This window comes from Burkholderia sp. MSMB617WGS (genome assembly GCF_001532025.2).
Taxonomy (GTDB): Bacteria; Pseudomonadota; Gammaproteobacteria; order Burkholderiales; family Burkholderiaceae; genus Burkholderia; species Burkholderia savannae.
In genome coordinates, this window is sequence record NZ_CP013457.1 from 2,160,803 (window position 1) to 2,175,513 (window position 14,711).

Here is a 14,711-nt window from a genome sequence, read left to right on the forward strand (position 1 = left end):
ACGCCTGATCCGGAGCGCCGTTGAACCCTTCCGCCGCCGTTTTTTCTTCCGACGCCGCTCGCGCCGCGAGCGCGTGCCCGGGGCTCGTGCGCATCGTCGCCGCGCGCGACGGCGGCCTGTGCCGGATCAAGCTGCCGGGCGGCGCGCTTCGCGCCGCGCAGGCGCGCGCGGTGGCGGCCGTCGCGCGCGCGTTCGGCTCGGGCGTGATCGAGGCGACCAATCGCGCGAACCTGCAGTTGCGCGGCGTGAAGGCGGGCAGCGAAGCGCGCGCGAGCCGCGCGCTGATCGACGCGGGGCTCGGGCCGCTCGCGGACGGCCTGCCCGCCGCATCGCTCGATGCATGCGTCGCCGCGCGCGACGACGTGCGTAACGTGATGCTGAGCCCGACGGCCGGCCGCGATCCGCACGCGCTCATCGACAGCGCCGCGCTCGCCGCGCGCCTTCTCGACATGCTGCAGACCGAGCCGCGCTGCGCCGCGCTGTCGCCGAAGTTCTCGGTGCTGCTCGACGGCGGCGAGCGGCTCGCCGCGCTCGATCATCCGCACGACATCTGGCTGTCCGCGCTGCGCGACGCACACGGAGACACATGGCTCGCGCTCGGCCTCGCCGGCTGCCCGCCCGTCGACGGCGAGCCCGTCGCGCCGCACGCCGGCGCGCTCGCCGCCGTCGCGCCGGCGCAGGCGCTCGCATGCGTGCGCGCGCTCGTGACGCGCTTCGTCGAGCGCGCGCCGGCGGGCGCGGCGCGCATGCGCGATCTGCTCGCGACGTGCGCGCCCGACGCGTTCCTTTCGGATGTCGAAGCACGCTTGCCGTTCGCGCTGCGGCGCGGCGCGGAACTTGCCGGCTGGCGACGCGCGCGCGTCGACGCGTCGCTGCGTTTCGGCATCCTCCCCGAGCGGGACCCGGCGCGCCGCGTCGTCGGCGCGCAGCCGCCGCTCGGCCGGCTCGACGCCGACACGCTCGACGCGCTCGCGACGCTCGCCGACACGCACGGCGACGGCACGCTGCGCATCACGCCATGGCAAGGCGTGATGCTGCCCGGCGTCGCGCGCGACGCCGCGCGCGACGCGCTGGCGCGCCTGGCCGCGCTCGGCTTCGTCTGCGACGCGTCGGCGCCGCTCGCGCACGTGGTCGCGTGCGCGGGCTCGACGGGCTGCGCGCGCTCGCCCGCCGACACCAAAGGCGACGCGCTCGCGCTCGCCGGGCGGCTCGCCGCGCCCGTCGACGTGCACGTGAGCGGCTGCGCGCGCTCCTGCGCGTTGCCGCACGCGGCCGAGCACACGCTCGTCGCGAACGCGGCGGGCCGCTACGACCTCTATCGGCGCGACGGCGCGACGGGCTTCGGCCGCGCCGTCGCGCGCCAACTGACGATCGACCAGGCCGCCGCCGCGCTCGCGCGCGGCGCGCGGCCCACTCAGGGTGACTTGGATGCTTGACTACCTTCGCGACGGCGAAGCGATCTACCGCGAATCGTTCGCGACGATCCGCGCGGAAGCCGATTTGACGGGCGTGCCGCCCGACCTCGAAAAACTCGCGGTGCGCGTGATCCACGCGTGCGGGATGGTCGACATCGTCCGCGACCTGCGATTCTCCGACGGCGCGGGCGCGGCGGGCCGCGCGGCGCTCGCGGCCGGCGCGCCGATTCTGTGCGACGCGCGGATGGTAGCCGAAGGCATCACGCGCGCGCGGCTGCCCGCGGCAAACCCGGTGATCTGCACGCTCGGCGAAGCGGACGTGCCGCGGCTCGCGCGCGAGATCGGCAACACGCGCTCGGCGGCCGCGCTCGAACTGTGGCGAGCGCACCTCGCGGGCAGCATCGTCGCGATCGGCAACGCGCCGACCGCGCTCTTCCATCTGCTCGACATGATCGACGCGGGCGCGCCGCGCCCCGCCCTCATCCTCGGCTTTCCGGTCGGTTTCGTCGGCGCGGCCGAATCGAAGGCGCTCCTCGCGGCCGACAGCCGCGGCGTGCCGTTCGTCGCGGTCGCGGGCCGCCGTGGCGGCAGCGCGATGGTCGCCGCCGCCGTCAACGCGCTCGCTTCGGAGGCCGAATGACGCGCAACACCGGCCGCCTGTACGGGCTCGGCGTCGGGCCGGGCGACCCCGAACTCCTGACGATCAAGGCGCTGCGCGTGCTGCGGGCCGCGCCCGTCGTCGCGTATTTCGTCGCGAAGGGCAAGAAAGGCAACGCGTTCGGCATCGTCGAGACGCATCTGAGCGACGCGCAGACGCATTTGCCGCTCGTCTATCCGGTGACGACCGAGGCGCTGCCGCCGCCCCTTTGCTACGAAAGCGTGATCGCCGATTTCTACGACACGGCGGCCGCGCTCGTCGCCGCCCATCTCGACGCGGGCCGCGACGTCGCGGTGATCTGCGAGGGCGATCCGTTCTTCTACGGCTCCTACATGTACCTGCACGACCGCCTCGCGCCGCGCTACGACGCCGAAGTCGTGCCGGGCGTGTGCTCGATGCTCGGCGGCGCGGCGGTGCTCGGCGTGCCGCTCGTCTACCGCAACCAGAGCCTCTCGGTGCTCTCCGGCGTGCTGCCCGAGGACGAATTGCGCGAGCGCCTCGCGAAGGCCGACGCGGCCGTCGTGATGAAGCTCGGCCGCAACTTCGACAAGGTGCGCCGCGTGCTCGACGAGCTCGGGCTCGCGCGGCGCGCGCTGTACGTCGAGCGCGCGACGATGGCCGCGCAGCGGATCGTGCCGCTCGCGGACGTCGATCCGATGGCGTCGCCGTATTTTTCGCTGCTCGTCGTGCCGGGGGAAAAATGGCAAGGATGACGGCCGCGCCCGCGATCGTGATACTCGGGCCCGGCGCGCTCGAGACCGCGCGCCGGATTCGGGCGCGCTGCGACGGCGCGCGGGTGCATGCGCTCGCGGGGCGGCTCGACGTCGGCGCCGATGTCGACGTCGCGTTCGCCGAGCTCGGTCCGCACCTGCGCGAGCTGTATGCGCGCGGCGCGCCGATCGTCGCGCTCTTCGCGGCCGGCATCGCGATTCGCTGCGTCGCGCCGTGCCTCGCCGACAAGGGCGCGGAGCCGCCCGTGCTCGCGGTCGCCGAGGACGGCAGCGCGGTCGTGCCGCTGCTGGGCGGCCTCGCGGGCGCGAACGTGCTCGCGCGCGAGATCGCCGGCGCGCTCGGCGTTGCGGCCGCGATCACGACGAGCGGCGAGCTGCGCTTCGGCGCATGCGTGCTGAATCCGCCCGAAGGCTACGCGCTCGCCGATCTCGACGCGGGCAAGCGCTTCGTGTCCGATCTGCTCGCGGGCGAAAGCACGCGCGTCGACGGCGACGCGACGTGGCTCGACGGCGTCGCGCTGCCGCGCGACGCACACGCGGCGCGCGTGATCCGGATCACGCCGCATGCGCCGCGCGGCGATGCGCGCGAGTTGCTGATTCATCCGCGCAGCGTCGTCTTCGCGTTCGGCGACGAGGGCTGCGCGGGCGACGGCGGCGCATGCGGCGCGTCGGATCGCAGCCCGACGGCGCACCCGGATGCACCGCGCTCGGGCGCAACCGCGCACGCCGCGACGCCGGGCCTGCCGCCGCTCGCCGCGCGCATCGTCGCGACGCTCGCCGCGCACGACTTCGCGCCGCTCGCGCTCGCGGCCGTCGTCGCGCCGGCGCGTCGCATCGCCGATCCCGCGCTGACCGACGCGGCTCGCGCGCTGCGCGTGCCGCTGCGCTTCGTCGAGACGGCCGCGCAGGACGCCGCCGGCGTGCTCGACGCCGCGCTGCCCGCCTCGCTCGCGAGCCGCCGCGTCAGCATGCCGCACGCCGATTCGACATCGCCCGGCGTCGCGATCGCCGTCGCCGACGCGCCCGTCGACGCCGACACGCTCGGCACCGCGCGCGGCCGCCTCACGGTGCTCGGCCTCGGCCCCGGCCGCGCCGACCTGATGACGCCCGCCGCACGCGCGGCGCTCGCCGATGCGACCGACGTCGTCGGCTACGCGACCTACGTGAACATGGCGGGCCCGTTCCGCGCGGATCAGCAGTTGCACCTGTCCGACAACCGAGAAGAGCTGCAGCGCGCGCGGCATGCGTTCGAGCTCGCCGCGCAAGGCCGGCGTGTCGCGGTCGTGTCGTCGGGCGACCCCGGCGTGTTCGCGATGGCGGCGGCCGTGCTCGAAGCGCTCGACGGATCGGACGATGTGCGCTGGTCGGCCGTCGAGCTCGACGTCGTGCCCGGCGTGTCGGCCGCGCTCGCGACGGCGGCCGAAGCGGGCGCGCCGCTCGGCCACGACTTCTGCCTGATCTCGCTGTCGGACAACCTGAAGCCGTGGGCGATCATCGAAAAACGCATCGATTGCGCGGCCGCCGCCGATTTCGCGCTCGCGTTCTACAACCCGGTGTCGCGCGCGCGGCCCGTGCAGTTCGATCGCGCGCTCGACATCGTGCGCCGGCATCGCGCGCCGGACACGGTCGTCGTGCTCGGGCGCGACATCGGCCGCCCCGGCGCGACGCTCGCGACGACGACGCTCGGCGCGCTGTCCTCGCAGCAGGTCGACATGCGCACGATGGTGATCGTCGGCTCGTCGACGACGCGGCGCATCGTGCGCGACGGCGCGCGCGAATGGGTGTACACGCCGCGCTGGTATCGCTGATCCCGAAGCGGAGTGAAGCGGCGCGCATCGCGTGTCGCGCCGCGCGCGACGAACCGGGCGCGGCGCGCATGCAGTCCGCGCCGCGATCGCATCGCCGCGCTCAATGCGCGCGATCATTTCGGATCGCGAATCAAGTCGCTCGCCAAACCTTGAATCCGAATAATAAAAAGAACGACTAACGATTCCATAATGCGGACGATTCCTCCATGATGTGCGAGCCGAAACGCCGACCGCCCATCGAGCGCGGCGGCGCGACGGCGATATGCAGGCCAGCATATCCACCCATCAACATGGAGAGAACAATGAACTTCAGCATGTCGTCACGCATCGTCCCGCGCGCGATCGCGGCGGGCTGTCTTCTCGCGGCCGCGGGCGCGTCGCACGCGGCGAGCGCTTACGCGCCGTACGTCGACGTGACGCTTTATCCGACGCCGCTCGTCGACCAGATCGGCGTGCAGCAAGGCATCCAGCAATTCATGCTCGCCTTCGTCGTATCGGGCGGCAACCAGTGCGCGCCGTCGTGGGGCGGCGTGCAGTCGATCGGCAACGGCGCGACGGGCGACCTGCTCAACACGATCGCGACGTCGGTGTCGAACTATCGCGCCAAGGGCGGCGACGTCGCGGTGTCGTTCGGCGGCGCGGCCGGCCTGCCGCTGATGCAGGCCTGCTCGAGCGTGGCCGCGCTGAAGAGCGCGTATCAGACCGTGATCGACACGTACAGCCTCACGCATGTCGACTTCGACATCGAAGGCGCGTCGCAGCAGGATTCGGCGGCCGTCGCGCGCAACTTCCAGGCGGTCGCGCAATTGCAGGCCGACTACGCGGCGAAAGGCAAGCCGCTGCACGTGACGCTCACGCTGCCGGCGATGCCGACGGGGCTCGTCCAGGACGGCCTGAACGTGCTGAACGCGGCGCTCGCGAACAAGGTGGCGCTCGATGCGGTGAACATCATGACGATGGACTACGGCCCCTCCGGCATCGACATGGGCGCGGCCGCGATCAGCGCCGCGCAGGGCCTCTATTCGCAGCTCGACACCGCGTACAAATCGGTCGGCCAGCCGCAGACCGACGCGCAACTCAAGCAGCTCGTCGGCGTGACGCCGATGATCGGCGTGAACGACGTGCAGGGCGAGACCTTCACGCTCGCGAACGCGCAGAGCGTGCAGACGGCGGTCGCGAACAACAGCTACGGCTTCGTCGGCATCTGGTCGATCACGCGCGACAAGCCGTGCGACGGCGGCTCGCAGTATGCATCGCCGATCTGCTCGGGCGTCGCGCAGCAGCCGTACGCGTTCTCGTCGATCTTCAAGCAACTGGGCGCGCACTGGGGCTCGGGCGTCACGCAGGACCCGAACTACGGCGGCGGCTCGGATGGCGGCGGCAAGCCGCAGCCGGGCGCGCCGTGGTCGCCGACGCAGGTCTACACGGCGGGCGCGACGGTCACGTATCAGGGCACGACCTATCAGGCGCAATGGTGGACGCAGGGCGACATTCCGGGGCAGTCGTCGGTGTGGAAGCCGGTCGGCGGCAACTCGCCCGCGTGGTCCGCGACGACCGCGTATCCGGGCGGCGCGTGCGTGATGTATCAGGGTGCGAAGTACTGCGCGAAATGGTGGACGCAGGGCGATGTGCCGACCGCGGGCGGACCGTGGGCGAAGGCCTGACGGCGGCGGCCGGGCCGCGCGGCGACGCGCGCTAGCCGGCCGCCGCGCGGGATCGGCGCTCGTGCGGGCCGCTCCCGCCTGGCCGGCGATGCGCGTCGCCGGCCAGGATGCTCGGCTCGTTCGGCGCCCGGAATTCGGGAATTCGGGAGCGCGGCGGCGGTGCGAAGCACGTGGCGTACGGCGGCTCTGCCGCCGGATACGCGCGGGGGCGACCGGTTTGTCGCGCTCGCGGCGCGATTCGCTGCGTTCACGTTGCCGCAACAGATTCTCGCTGACGACGTTCTCGCTGACGACGTCATATCCTTGTGCGCGAACCTTTGTGTCACGTGGCATGCGACCGACGCTGTCCGTCAAAACGTCGCCGGGCATCGTTCCGGCATCGCCAACACGCGCGGGCGCGCGACGCGAATATGACGATCGGACGATGGAACGATGCCGCGCGGCTGCAGTATGCTGGGCACGTCGCTTTTTTCTGGAGTCGCCATGAAACGCTTCCTGCCGTGCGTCGCCGCCTTCTGCTTCGCGCTACCCGCCGCGCATGCCCAAACACAGACCTACCACTTCGACGAAGGCGGCACGACGCCGACGGGCGTCACGTCCCAGCCTGCCTCGGCACCCGCTCAGGCGCGCACGCATCAGGCCAAGCCGCATCGGCATTCCGTGCACCGCAAGAAGCACCACCGGACGCACCGCCGCGCCCGCAGCGCGCAGCGCGACAGCTTCTATTCGCATCCGTGACGTTCGTGACGTTCGTGGCGCTCGTGGTGCTCGTGGTGCTCGTGGTGCTCGTGGCGCTCGCGGTGTTCGTGGCGCGCCTGCCCGTTCGATCGGCGCGGTCACGGCGTCGCCCGGACGGGCCGCGGCTTCGCGCCAACGGCGGCCGCAAGCGCGCCTGACGCGCGCTCGAGCTCGAACGTCTCGCGCGAGCGCGGCGCGGCGGATGTCATCGATGCGCCCGGTTGTGCGAGCTCCGGCGGCTTACTCGCGATCTTGCTGCCGCGATCTTGCAGTTGCGCCGGACGCTCCGCGATTCGCCCGAGCCCGACCTTGCAGGCGCCGGCCGCCGATCGGATGCGTCGCGCGGCGACATGCCCCGCCGCGCAACACGTCGGCGACGGGTGCATGACGTGGACGGCCGCGTCATGCCGCTTGCTGCCGCACGTGCTTCGCAGCGCAAAGGGAGCGATTACGCCGCGTGCAGCGCCGCGATCCGCGCATGCAGCCATTGGCGCAACGCGTCGATCTCTTCGATGCACACCGAATGCGGCATCGGATACGCGTGCCAGTCGACGCTCGCGCCCTTCCCGCGCGCAAAATCGCGCGCGGCCTCGCCGAGCGCGATCGGCAGGATGTCGTCGTCGGTGCCGTGCGCGGCGAAGATCGGCGTCGCGCGATTTGCGTCGGCGAGCCGCTCGTCGATGAAGCGCGGCGACGGAACGTAGCCGGACAGCACGATCAGGCCCGCGAGCGCGTCCCGATGCGTGAGCCCCGCCGTGTAGGTCATCGCGCCGCCCTGCGAGAAGCCCGCGACGAAGATCCGCGATGTCGGAATGCCGCGCCGGTTCTGCTCGTCGATCAGATCGCGCACGGTCGCGCACGATGCGTCGATTCCCGCTTCGTCGACCTGCCGGTTCACGCCCTCGAACGACAGGATGTCGTACCACGCGCGCATCACATAGCCGTTGTTCGCGGTGACCGCGATCTCGGGCGCGTTCGGGAACACGAAGCGCACGGCCGGGCCGTTCGCGATCCGCAGCTCGGGGACGAGCGGCACGAAATCGTTCGCGTCGGCGCCGAGGCCGTGCATCAGGATCACCGCGAACGCGGGGTTGGGGCCGGTTTCGATTTCGATCGTCGGCTGGTCGTCGAGCATGCTGAGGCTCCGCGAGATGGGATGGATGGGGAAAAGCGCATCGATGATCGCATATCGCCGCGGCAATCGACTGCCGCGCGCGGTATGGACGGCCGGCGCGGCCGCGGCGTGCGCCGGCACCGCGATCGCCCGAGCGTCAAGCGATCCCGCGCGCGAGCTCATCGGGCGTGGCGAGCGTCGCGCCCCATGCATGCGCGAGTCGCTCGCAGCGGCCGAGCCGCACGGCCGCGTCGTCGAAGTCGACGACGACGATCCGCTCGGCGAGCGCCGGCCGCGCGGGCGCTTCGGCCGTGCGCCCGTCCGACAGCAGCCATACCCAGCGCCGCTGTTGCGGGCGCCGGCGCGCCGCGCGCGCGAGCAGCCGCGCCGCGGCGTCGATGCCTTGCGCGAGCGGCGTGCCGCCGCCGCCGCCGACGGGGGCGAGCCAGCGCTCGTTCCACCAGCGCGGCACGGCGGGCCCGAAGCGCACGTCGGCCGAGCCGCCGCCGAAGCAGACGAGCGCCGCGTCGGCGCGCTCGCGCGCCAGACAATCGAACAGCGCGACGACGAGCCCCTTCGCGCGCGCGAGCCGCTCGGCCGTCAGCATCGACGCCGAGCAGTCGAGCACGAAGCAGTGGAGCGCGCCGGGCGCCCCCGTCTGCGGCCGGTAGCGCAGATGATCGGCGCGCAGCGCAGCGCCGCGCGTCGCGGCGAGTGTCGCGCGCCACGCGATGCGCTCGCCGGGGCGGCCCCGCGCGTCGTCCGTGCGCATGCCTCGTTCGAGCCATCGAAGTCCGCTGCCCGGCGCGTTCGCGACGGCAGCGGCGGCATCCGTCCGATGGCTCAGCGTTTTTTTGGCGACAACGGGATCACGCCCTTGACTGGCGTCATGCCCGCCGGCTCGGGCGGCAGGTAGCCCCAGTCGCCGTCGTCAGTTTGCGGGGGGCGGCCGCTTTCGTGTGCCGCATCGCGATTGCCGGCTGCGTGCCGCGCGGTGCCGGTTGCGGCGGGCGATCGCTCGCGCGGCGAACCGGCGCCGCTTGCGCGCCGCATGTCGTCGGCGTGAGCGTCAGCCGCGGCGTCGCGCGGCGGCGCGTCGAGCCGCGCCGAATCGCTCGCGCGGTCGGTTTCGCCGGCGCGCGCGGATTCGCGCCGCCCGGCCCGCGCGCCCGCTTCATCCTCCGGCCGCGTGCGCCGATGCCGCAGCACGTCGGCCGCGACGCGCTCGACATGCGCCGCCTCGACGATCGTCGCGCCTTCGAGCGCCGCCAGCGCCCGCGCCGCGCGCAACATTACGAGGTCGCCGCGCAGGCCGTCGACGGCCGCGTCGATGCAGCGTTCGGCGACGCGCGCGTGCGCGTCGTCGCCGAACGCGAGCGCCGGCAGCGCGGCGCGTGCGCTGCGAATCCGTGCGACGAGCGCGGCTTGCGCGTCGCGGTGTTGCGCGCGGAATGCGTCCGGATCGAGGTCGAACGCGAGCCGTGTCTTGACGATCCGTTGCCGCGTCGCCGCGTCGTAGCAGTTCGCGAGCTCGACCATCAGCCCGAAGCGGTCGAGCAGTTGCGGCCGCAGCTCGCCCTCCTCCGGATTCATCGTGCCGACGAGCGCGAAGCGCGCCGCATGGCTGTGCGAGATGCCGTCGCGCTCCACCGTGTTGACGCCGCTCGCGGCGGCATCGAGCAGCGCGTCGACGAGCGCGTCCGGCAGCAGGTTGATCTCGTCGACGTACAGCACGCCGAGATGCGCGCGCGCGATGAGGCCGGGCGAGAAGCGCACCGCGTTGTCGGCGAGCACGCTCGCGAGGTCGAGTGAGCCCGTCACCTGCTCGTCGGTGGCCGACAGCGGCAGCGTGACGAAGCGCCCTTCGGGCAGCAGCTCGGCGAGCGCGCGCGCGGCGGTCGATTTCGCGGTGCCGCGCGGGCCGCTGACGAGCACGCCGCCCAGGCCCGGATCGACGGCGACGAGCAGCAGCGCCTGCTGCAGCGCCTCCTCGCCGATCAGCGCGGAAAACGGATACGCGGCGGGCAGCGCGCGCTCGTCGGATGCGGCGGCCGCCGCGTGCGATGGGTTCGTGTCGTTCACGTGGCTTCCCGTGATGGTGACGGTTGCATGGCGCGCATCGTGCGCGAGGTTCGGATCGACCGGGCGGTTTGCGGCGCGTGCGCGTGCGCGGGTGCGGGTGCGTGCGCCGCCGTCGCGCCGTTCGCCGCATCCGGTGCGCGCGCGCCGTGCGCCGATCGCGCCGCCTTGTTCATTGCCGTCGCGCCGCACGCGGCGCGCCCGCCTGCAATCGCCCGGGTGCTCATCGCCGCGCCCCTTCGAGCCGCTGCTCGCTGTCGAGCAGATAGCCTTCGATCGCGTCGCGGTGCACACCCGGCGCTTGCCACAGGCCGCGCTGCATCGCCTCGACGAGGCGCTCGCAGATCCCGTGCAGCGCGTGCGGATTGTGCCGCTCGAGGAACGCGCGCGTGTCGGGGTCGTGCAGGTAAGCGTCGGCGACGAGCGCGTATTGATGATCGGCGATCACGCGCGCGGTCGCGTCATAGCCGTACAGGTAGTCGACGGTCGCCGCAATCTCCGCCGCGCCCTTGTAGCCGTGCCGCTTCACGCCGTCGATCCACTTCGGATTGACGACCCGCGAGCGGATCACGCGCGCGATCTCCTCGCGCAGCGTGTTCATGCGCGGCGCGGCCGGATTGCTGTGGTCGCCGTGATAGAGGCTCGGCTGCCGCCCCGACGCGTGGCGCACAGCGGCCGCCATCCCGCCGTGGAACTGATAGTAATCGTTCGAATCGAGGATGTCGTGCTCGCGGCTGTCCTGGTTCTGCACGACGGCGTCGATCGTCGCGAGGCGCGCGCCGAACGCGTCGTGCGCGGCCTCGCCCGCGCTGTTCTGCGCATACGCGTAGCCGCCCCAGGTGCGGTACGCGTGCGCGAGATCGGCATCGGTCTGCCAGCGGCGGCCGTCGATCAGCGCCTGCAGCCCAGCGCCGTAGCCGCCCGGCCGCGCACCGAACACGCGCCAGCCCGCGCGCCGGCGCGCTTCGTCGGCGGGCACGCCGCGCGCGACGAGCGCGTCGGTCTCGCGCCGCACGCGCGCGCGAACCGGGTTCAGATGCTCGGGCTCGTCGAGCTCGGCGACCGCCTGCACGGCCGCGTCGAACAGGTGCATGACGTTCGCGAACGCATCGCGAAAAAAGCCCGACACGCGCAGCGTCACGTCGATCCGCGGCCGGTCGAAGATCTCGATCGGCAGGATCTCGAAATCGGTCACGCGATGGCTGCCGTGCGCCCACTTCGGCCTCACGCCGAGGAGCGCGAGCGCTTGCGCGACGTCGTCGCCGCCCGTACGCATCGTCGCCGTGCCCCACACCGACAGGCCGACCGCGCGCGGGTAGTCGCCGTGTTCCTGCAGATGGCGCTCGATCAGCTGCTGTGCGGATTTGAGGCCGATCGTCCATGCGGCCTGCGTCGGCACCGCGCGCGTGTCGACCGAATAGAAGTTGCGGCCCGTCGGCAGCACGTCCGGCCGCCCGCGCGACGGCGAGCCGCTCGGCCCCGGCGGCACGAAGCGGCCTTCGAGGCCGCGCCGCAACTGGCGCAGCTCTTCGTCGCCGCATGCGTCGAGGCGCGGCAGCACGTCGCGCGCGATCCGCTCGAGCACCGCGTGCGTGTGCGGCCAGTGCGCGGCGACGTATGCGGGATCGGCGAAGTCCGTTGCGTTCGATCGCGGCGCGGCGTTCGGGAACGCGGGGCTTGCCGCGGAATCGTCATGCGCGGCGTGGGCGGCCGGCCGCCCCCCGGCGCGCGGCTCGACGCCTGTCGGCGCGTCGCCGTCCTTCGCCTGCGTGGGTTGCGCCGCGTGGGCGGCCGACGCGCGATCCGCCGTCTGCCGGTCCGCCGCGCGGATGCCGCGCTCCGTCGGGCGGCCGTGCGGCGCGCGGCCGTTCGCGGGCGCGCCGCGAAGCGCTGCCGAACGCGCCGCGCCATTCGGATCGCGCTCCGCGCCGCGCACGTCGCGCGAATTCGCCACGCACGCGTCGGCCGCGTATTCGCCGTCGTCGCGCGCGCCGTGCCGGCCACGCGCGCGATCGGGCGCGTCGCCGCCGCACGCGTCGGCATGGCTGCCGTCGTCGCGCGCGCCGGTCGATCCGCGCGCGGAATCCGGCGCGTCGCCGCCCTCCCCGCATATCCGCTCGATCAGCCGGCGCGCCAGCCCTTCGAGCCGCTCTCGCGTGTCGCCCGCGTGACGCCACGGCTCGCCGCTCACCGCACGCAACGCGTCGGGCCGCGGCCCCGTCCACGGCGCGGCCCAGTCGGACGCGAGCGGATCGAAGTGCTCGCCGAGCGCGAGATCGCGCGCGAGCGCGCCGATCAGCCCCGCGTGCTCGCCGCGCCCGTCGCCCGACGGAAAGCGCGCGAGCGCGACGAGCGTATCGCACCGCTGGCGGCCGCGCGGCGAGCTGCCGAACGTGTGCAGCCCGTCGCGGATCTGCGCCTCCTTCAGCTCGCAAAGCCACGCGTCGACGCGCGTGAGCAGCGCATCCTCGGCATCGCGCCCGCTGGGCGGCGCGATGCTCAGCTCCTCGTGCAGCTTGTGCTCGACGATCGTCTCGAGGATCGTCTCGCGCAGCACCTTCGCGCGGCGCGCGTCGACCATCAGCGCATCGTAGTATTCGTCGACCTGCCGCTCGAGATCCTGCAGCGGCCCGTAGTTTTCCGCGCGCGTGAGCGGCGGCATCAGATGGTCGACGATCACCGCCTGCGCGCGCCGCTTCGCCTGGCTGCCCTCGCCCGGATCGTTGACGATGAACGGATACAGGTGCGGCATCGGCCCGAGGATCAGGTCCGGCCAGCACGCGGGCGACAGCGCGACGCTCTTGCCCGGCAGCCATTCGAGATTGCCGTGCTTGCCGACGTGGACGAGCGCGTCGATGCGGAACGCGTCGCGCAGCCAGAAATAGAACGCGAGATACGCGTGCGGCGGCACGAGATCGGCGTCGTGGTAGTTCGCGTAATCGTCGTCGCCGCGCGAGCGCGACGGCTGCACGCCGACGAACACGTGGCCCGCGCGCCAGCCGGAAATCGGGAAGCGCCGCTGCCGCAGCGTCGGGTCCGCTTCGGGCGGGCCCCAGCGCTCGTTCAGCGCGTCGCGCGCCGCTTGGGGCAATTGCGCGAAGCGGCGCAGGTAATCGTCGAGCGGGTAGCTCTGGAACGCCGGGCGCAGCGCGCACGTCGACGGATCGTTCGTCACGCCTTCGGTGATCCGCGCGAGCAGCGCGTCGCCGTCTTCGGGGAGCTCGCCGATCCGATAGCCTTGGTCGCGCAGCATCGCGAGCACCGCGAGCGCGGACGCCGGCGTATCGAGCCCGACGCCGTTGCCGATCCGCCCTTCGCTCACCGGATAGTTCGCGAGCACGAGCGCGACGCGCTTGTCCGCGTTCTCGAGCGTGCGCAGCCGGCACCAGCGGCGGCTCAGCTCGGCGACGAACGCGATCCGCTCGTCGTCCGGCTGATAGCGCACGACGTCGACCTCGGTGTGCGGGCAGCGGTACGCGAGCCCCTTGAAGCTCACCGCGCGCGTGACGATCCGCCCGTCGACTTCCGGCAGCGCGACGTGCATCGCGATGTCGCGCGCGTTCAGGCCGTGCGGATCGGCGAGCCATGCGTCGCGATTGCCGCCCGACAGGATCACCTGCAGCACGGGCGCGTCGCCCGCGAGCACCTCCGGCTCGTCGGCGCCGAGCGCGCCCGCCGCGAACGCGGTCGTGTTCAGCACGAGCGACACGTTCGCGTCCGCGCACAGCTTCTCGACGACCGCGCGGCTCATCGCGTCCTTGAGCGACGTCACCGCGATCGGCAAAGGGTTGAGCCCTGCTCGCTCGAGCGCGGCGGCAAGCGCGTCGAACACCGCGGTGTTCGCGGCCTGCCAGTGCGCCTTGTAGAACAGGATCGCGACCACGCGCGCATGCTCGCGCCAGCGCGCGCGCCAGTCGTCGAGGCTCGGGCTCGCGAGCGCCGGATGATAGAGCGCGGCGGCGGGCAGCGGGCGCGGCGGCTCGGGCTCGTCGCCGACGCCGAGCGCGTGGTGCGCGATGCTGCGCAGCAGCGCGCGGGCGTTCGCGGGCCCGCCCTCGCGCAGATAGCGCCACCACAGCCGGCACAGCTCGGGCGCGACCGTGCTCTTCGCGATCAGGTTCGGATCTTCCTGCAGGTCGCCCGAGAACATCGCGAGCTGCTGCCCGGCGCGCGCCGCGAGCGCGACGGCCTGCTCGATCCCGTACGGCCAGTATGTCTCGCCGCCGAGGTGGTCGATCACGACGGCGCGCGCGTGACGCAGCACGTCGTCGACATAGAAATCGACCGACGCGGGCTGCCTCAGGAACGTCACGTTCGCGAGGCGCACGCTCGGAAAGCCGTCGCCGAGCGTCGGCACGACGCTCGCGAGCAGCGACAGCGTCGTGTCGGCCGAGCTCAGGATCACGATGTCGGCCGGACGCTGGTCGATCCGGACGACGCCCTGCGTATCGTCGACAAAGCCGCCCGGCGTCGTGCGCAACAAATGCATCGCTCTACTCCGCGC

13 protein-coding genes are annotated in these 14,711 nt (G+C 72.9%); 7 read left to right on the forward strand and 6 right to left on the reverse strand.

Annotation, left to right across the window (positions count from 1 at the left end):
- The first annotated feature begins 20 nt into the window (after positions 1-20).
- From cobG to cobJ, 4 genes are read left to right on the forward strand one after another with little or no spacing between them, the layout of a single operon-like run.
- Entirely contained in the window at positions 21-1,436 is a 1,416-nt protein-coding gene (gene cobG / locus WT60_RS10720) for a precorrin-3B synthase (RefSeq protein WP_060356045.1), read from the forward strand.
- Positions 1,429-2,055, forward strand: a complete 627-nt coding sequence (locus WT60_RS10725; RefSeq protein WP_059574956.1) for a precorrin-8X methylmutase — start codon at positions 1,429-1,431, stop codon at positions 2,053-2,055. Before cobG ends, WT60_RS10725 begins: the two co-directional genes overlap by 8 nt.
- Entirely contained in the window at positions 2,052-2,786 is a 735-nt protein-coding gene (locus tag WT60_RS10730; protein ID WP_059574958.1) for a precorrin-2 C(20)-methyltransferase, read from the forward strand. Before WT60_RS10725 ends, WT60_RS10730 begins: the two co-directional genes overlap by 4 nt.
- Positions 2,783-4,612, forward strand: coding sequence for a precorrin-3B C(17)-methyltransferase (cobJ, locus tag WT60_RS10735; RefSeq protein ID WP_060356044.1), 1,830 nt, complete (start codon positions 2,783-2,785; stop codon positions 4,610-4,612). The genes WT60_RS10730 and cobJ overlap by 4 nt, the downstream gene beginning before the upstream one ends.
- 175 nt (positions 4,613-4,787) lie before the next feature.
- Here the strand turns inward: cobJ and WT60_RS34410 are convergent, their stop codons facing one another.
- Positions 4,788-4,928, reverse strand: a complete 141-nt coding sequence (locus tag WT60_RS34410) for a hypothetical protein (protein WP_162836166.1) — start codon at positions 4,926-4,928, stop codon at positions 4,788-4,790.
- Here WT60_RS34410 and WT60_RS10740 point away from each other — a divergent pair.
- Entirely contained in the window at positions 4,915-6,276 is a 1,362-nt protein-coding gene (locus WT60_RS10740; protein WP_059574962.1) for a chitinase, read from the forward strand. The two genes, WT60_RS34410 and WT60_RS10740, sit on opposite strands and share 14 nt — an antisense overlap.
- Before the next feature lie 350 nt (positions 6,277-6,626).
- Here WT60_RS10740 and WT60_RS35555 read toward each other — a convergent pair whose 3' ends face one another.
- Entirely contained in the window at positions 6,627-6,761 is a 135-nt protein-coding gene (locus WT60_RS35555; protein WP_257789108.1) for a hypothetical protein, read from the reverse strand.
- Here WT60_RS35555 and WT60_RS10745 point away from each other — a divergent pair.
- The gene (locus tag WT60_RS10745; RefSeq protein WP_038743039.1) at positions 6,760-7,014 is read left to right on the forward strand and encodes a hypothetical protein; all 255 of its coding nucleotides are present in this window, start codon (positions 6,760-6,762) and stop codon (positions 7,012-7,014) included. The two genes, WT60_RS35555 and WT60_RS10745, sit on opposite strands and share 2 nt — an antisense overlap.
- Positions 7,011-7,172: a hypothetical protein gene (locus WT60_RS34415; protein ID WP_186448530.1), complete on the forward strand. Its 162-nt coding sequence runs from the start codon at positions 7,011-7,013 to the stop codon at positions 7,170-7,172. Before WT60_RS10745 ends, WT60_RS34415 begins: the two co-directional genes overlap by 4 nt.
- 290 nt (positions 7,173-7,462) lie before the next feature.
- On the opposite strand, the gene WT60_RS10755 is transcribed toward WT60_RS34415, so the two are convergent.
- From WT60_RS10755 to cobN, 4 genes are all read right to left on the reverse strand, one after another.
- Positions 7,463-8,149: an alpha/beta hydrolase gene (locus WT60_RS10755; protein ID WP_038743043.1), complete on the reverse strand. Its 687-nt coding sequence runs from the start codon at positions 8,147-8,149 to the stop codon at positions 7,463-7,465.
- 136 nt (positions 8,150-8,285) lie between these two features.
- A complete protein-coding gene (locus WT60_RS10760) occupies positions 8,286-8,900 on the reverse strand; it encodes a VWA domain-containing protein (protein ID WP_060356043.1) in 615 nt (204 codons plus the stop codon).
- Positions 8,901-8,971: 71 nt separating this feature from the next.
- Positions 8,972-10,210: an ATP-binding protein gene (locus tag WT60_RS10765; protein WP_060356065.1), complete on the reverse strand. Its 1,239-nt coding sequence runs from the start codon at positions 10,208-10,210 to the stop codon at positions 8,972-8,974.
- A 220-nt stretch (positions 10,211-10,430) separates the two neighbouring features.
- The gene (gene cobN / locus WT60_RS10770; RefSeq protein ID WP_060356042.1) at positions 10,431-14,696 is read right to left on the reverse strand and encodes a cobaltochelatase subunit CobN; all 4,266 of its coding nucleotides are present in this window, start codon (positions 14,694-14,696) and stop codon (positions 10,431-10,433) included.
- Positions 14,697-14,711 lie beyond the last annotated feature (15 nt).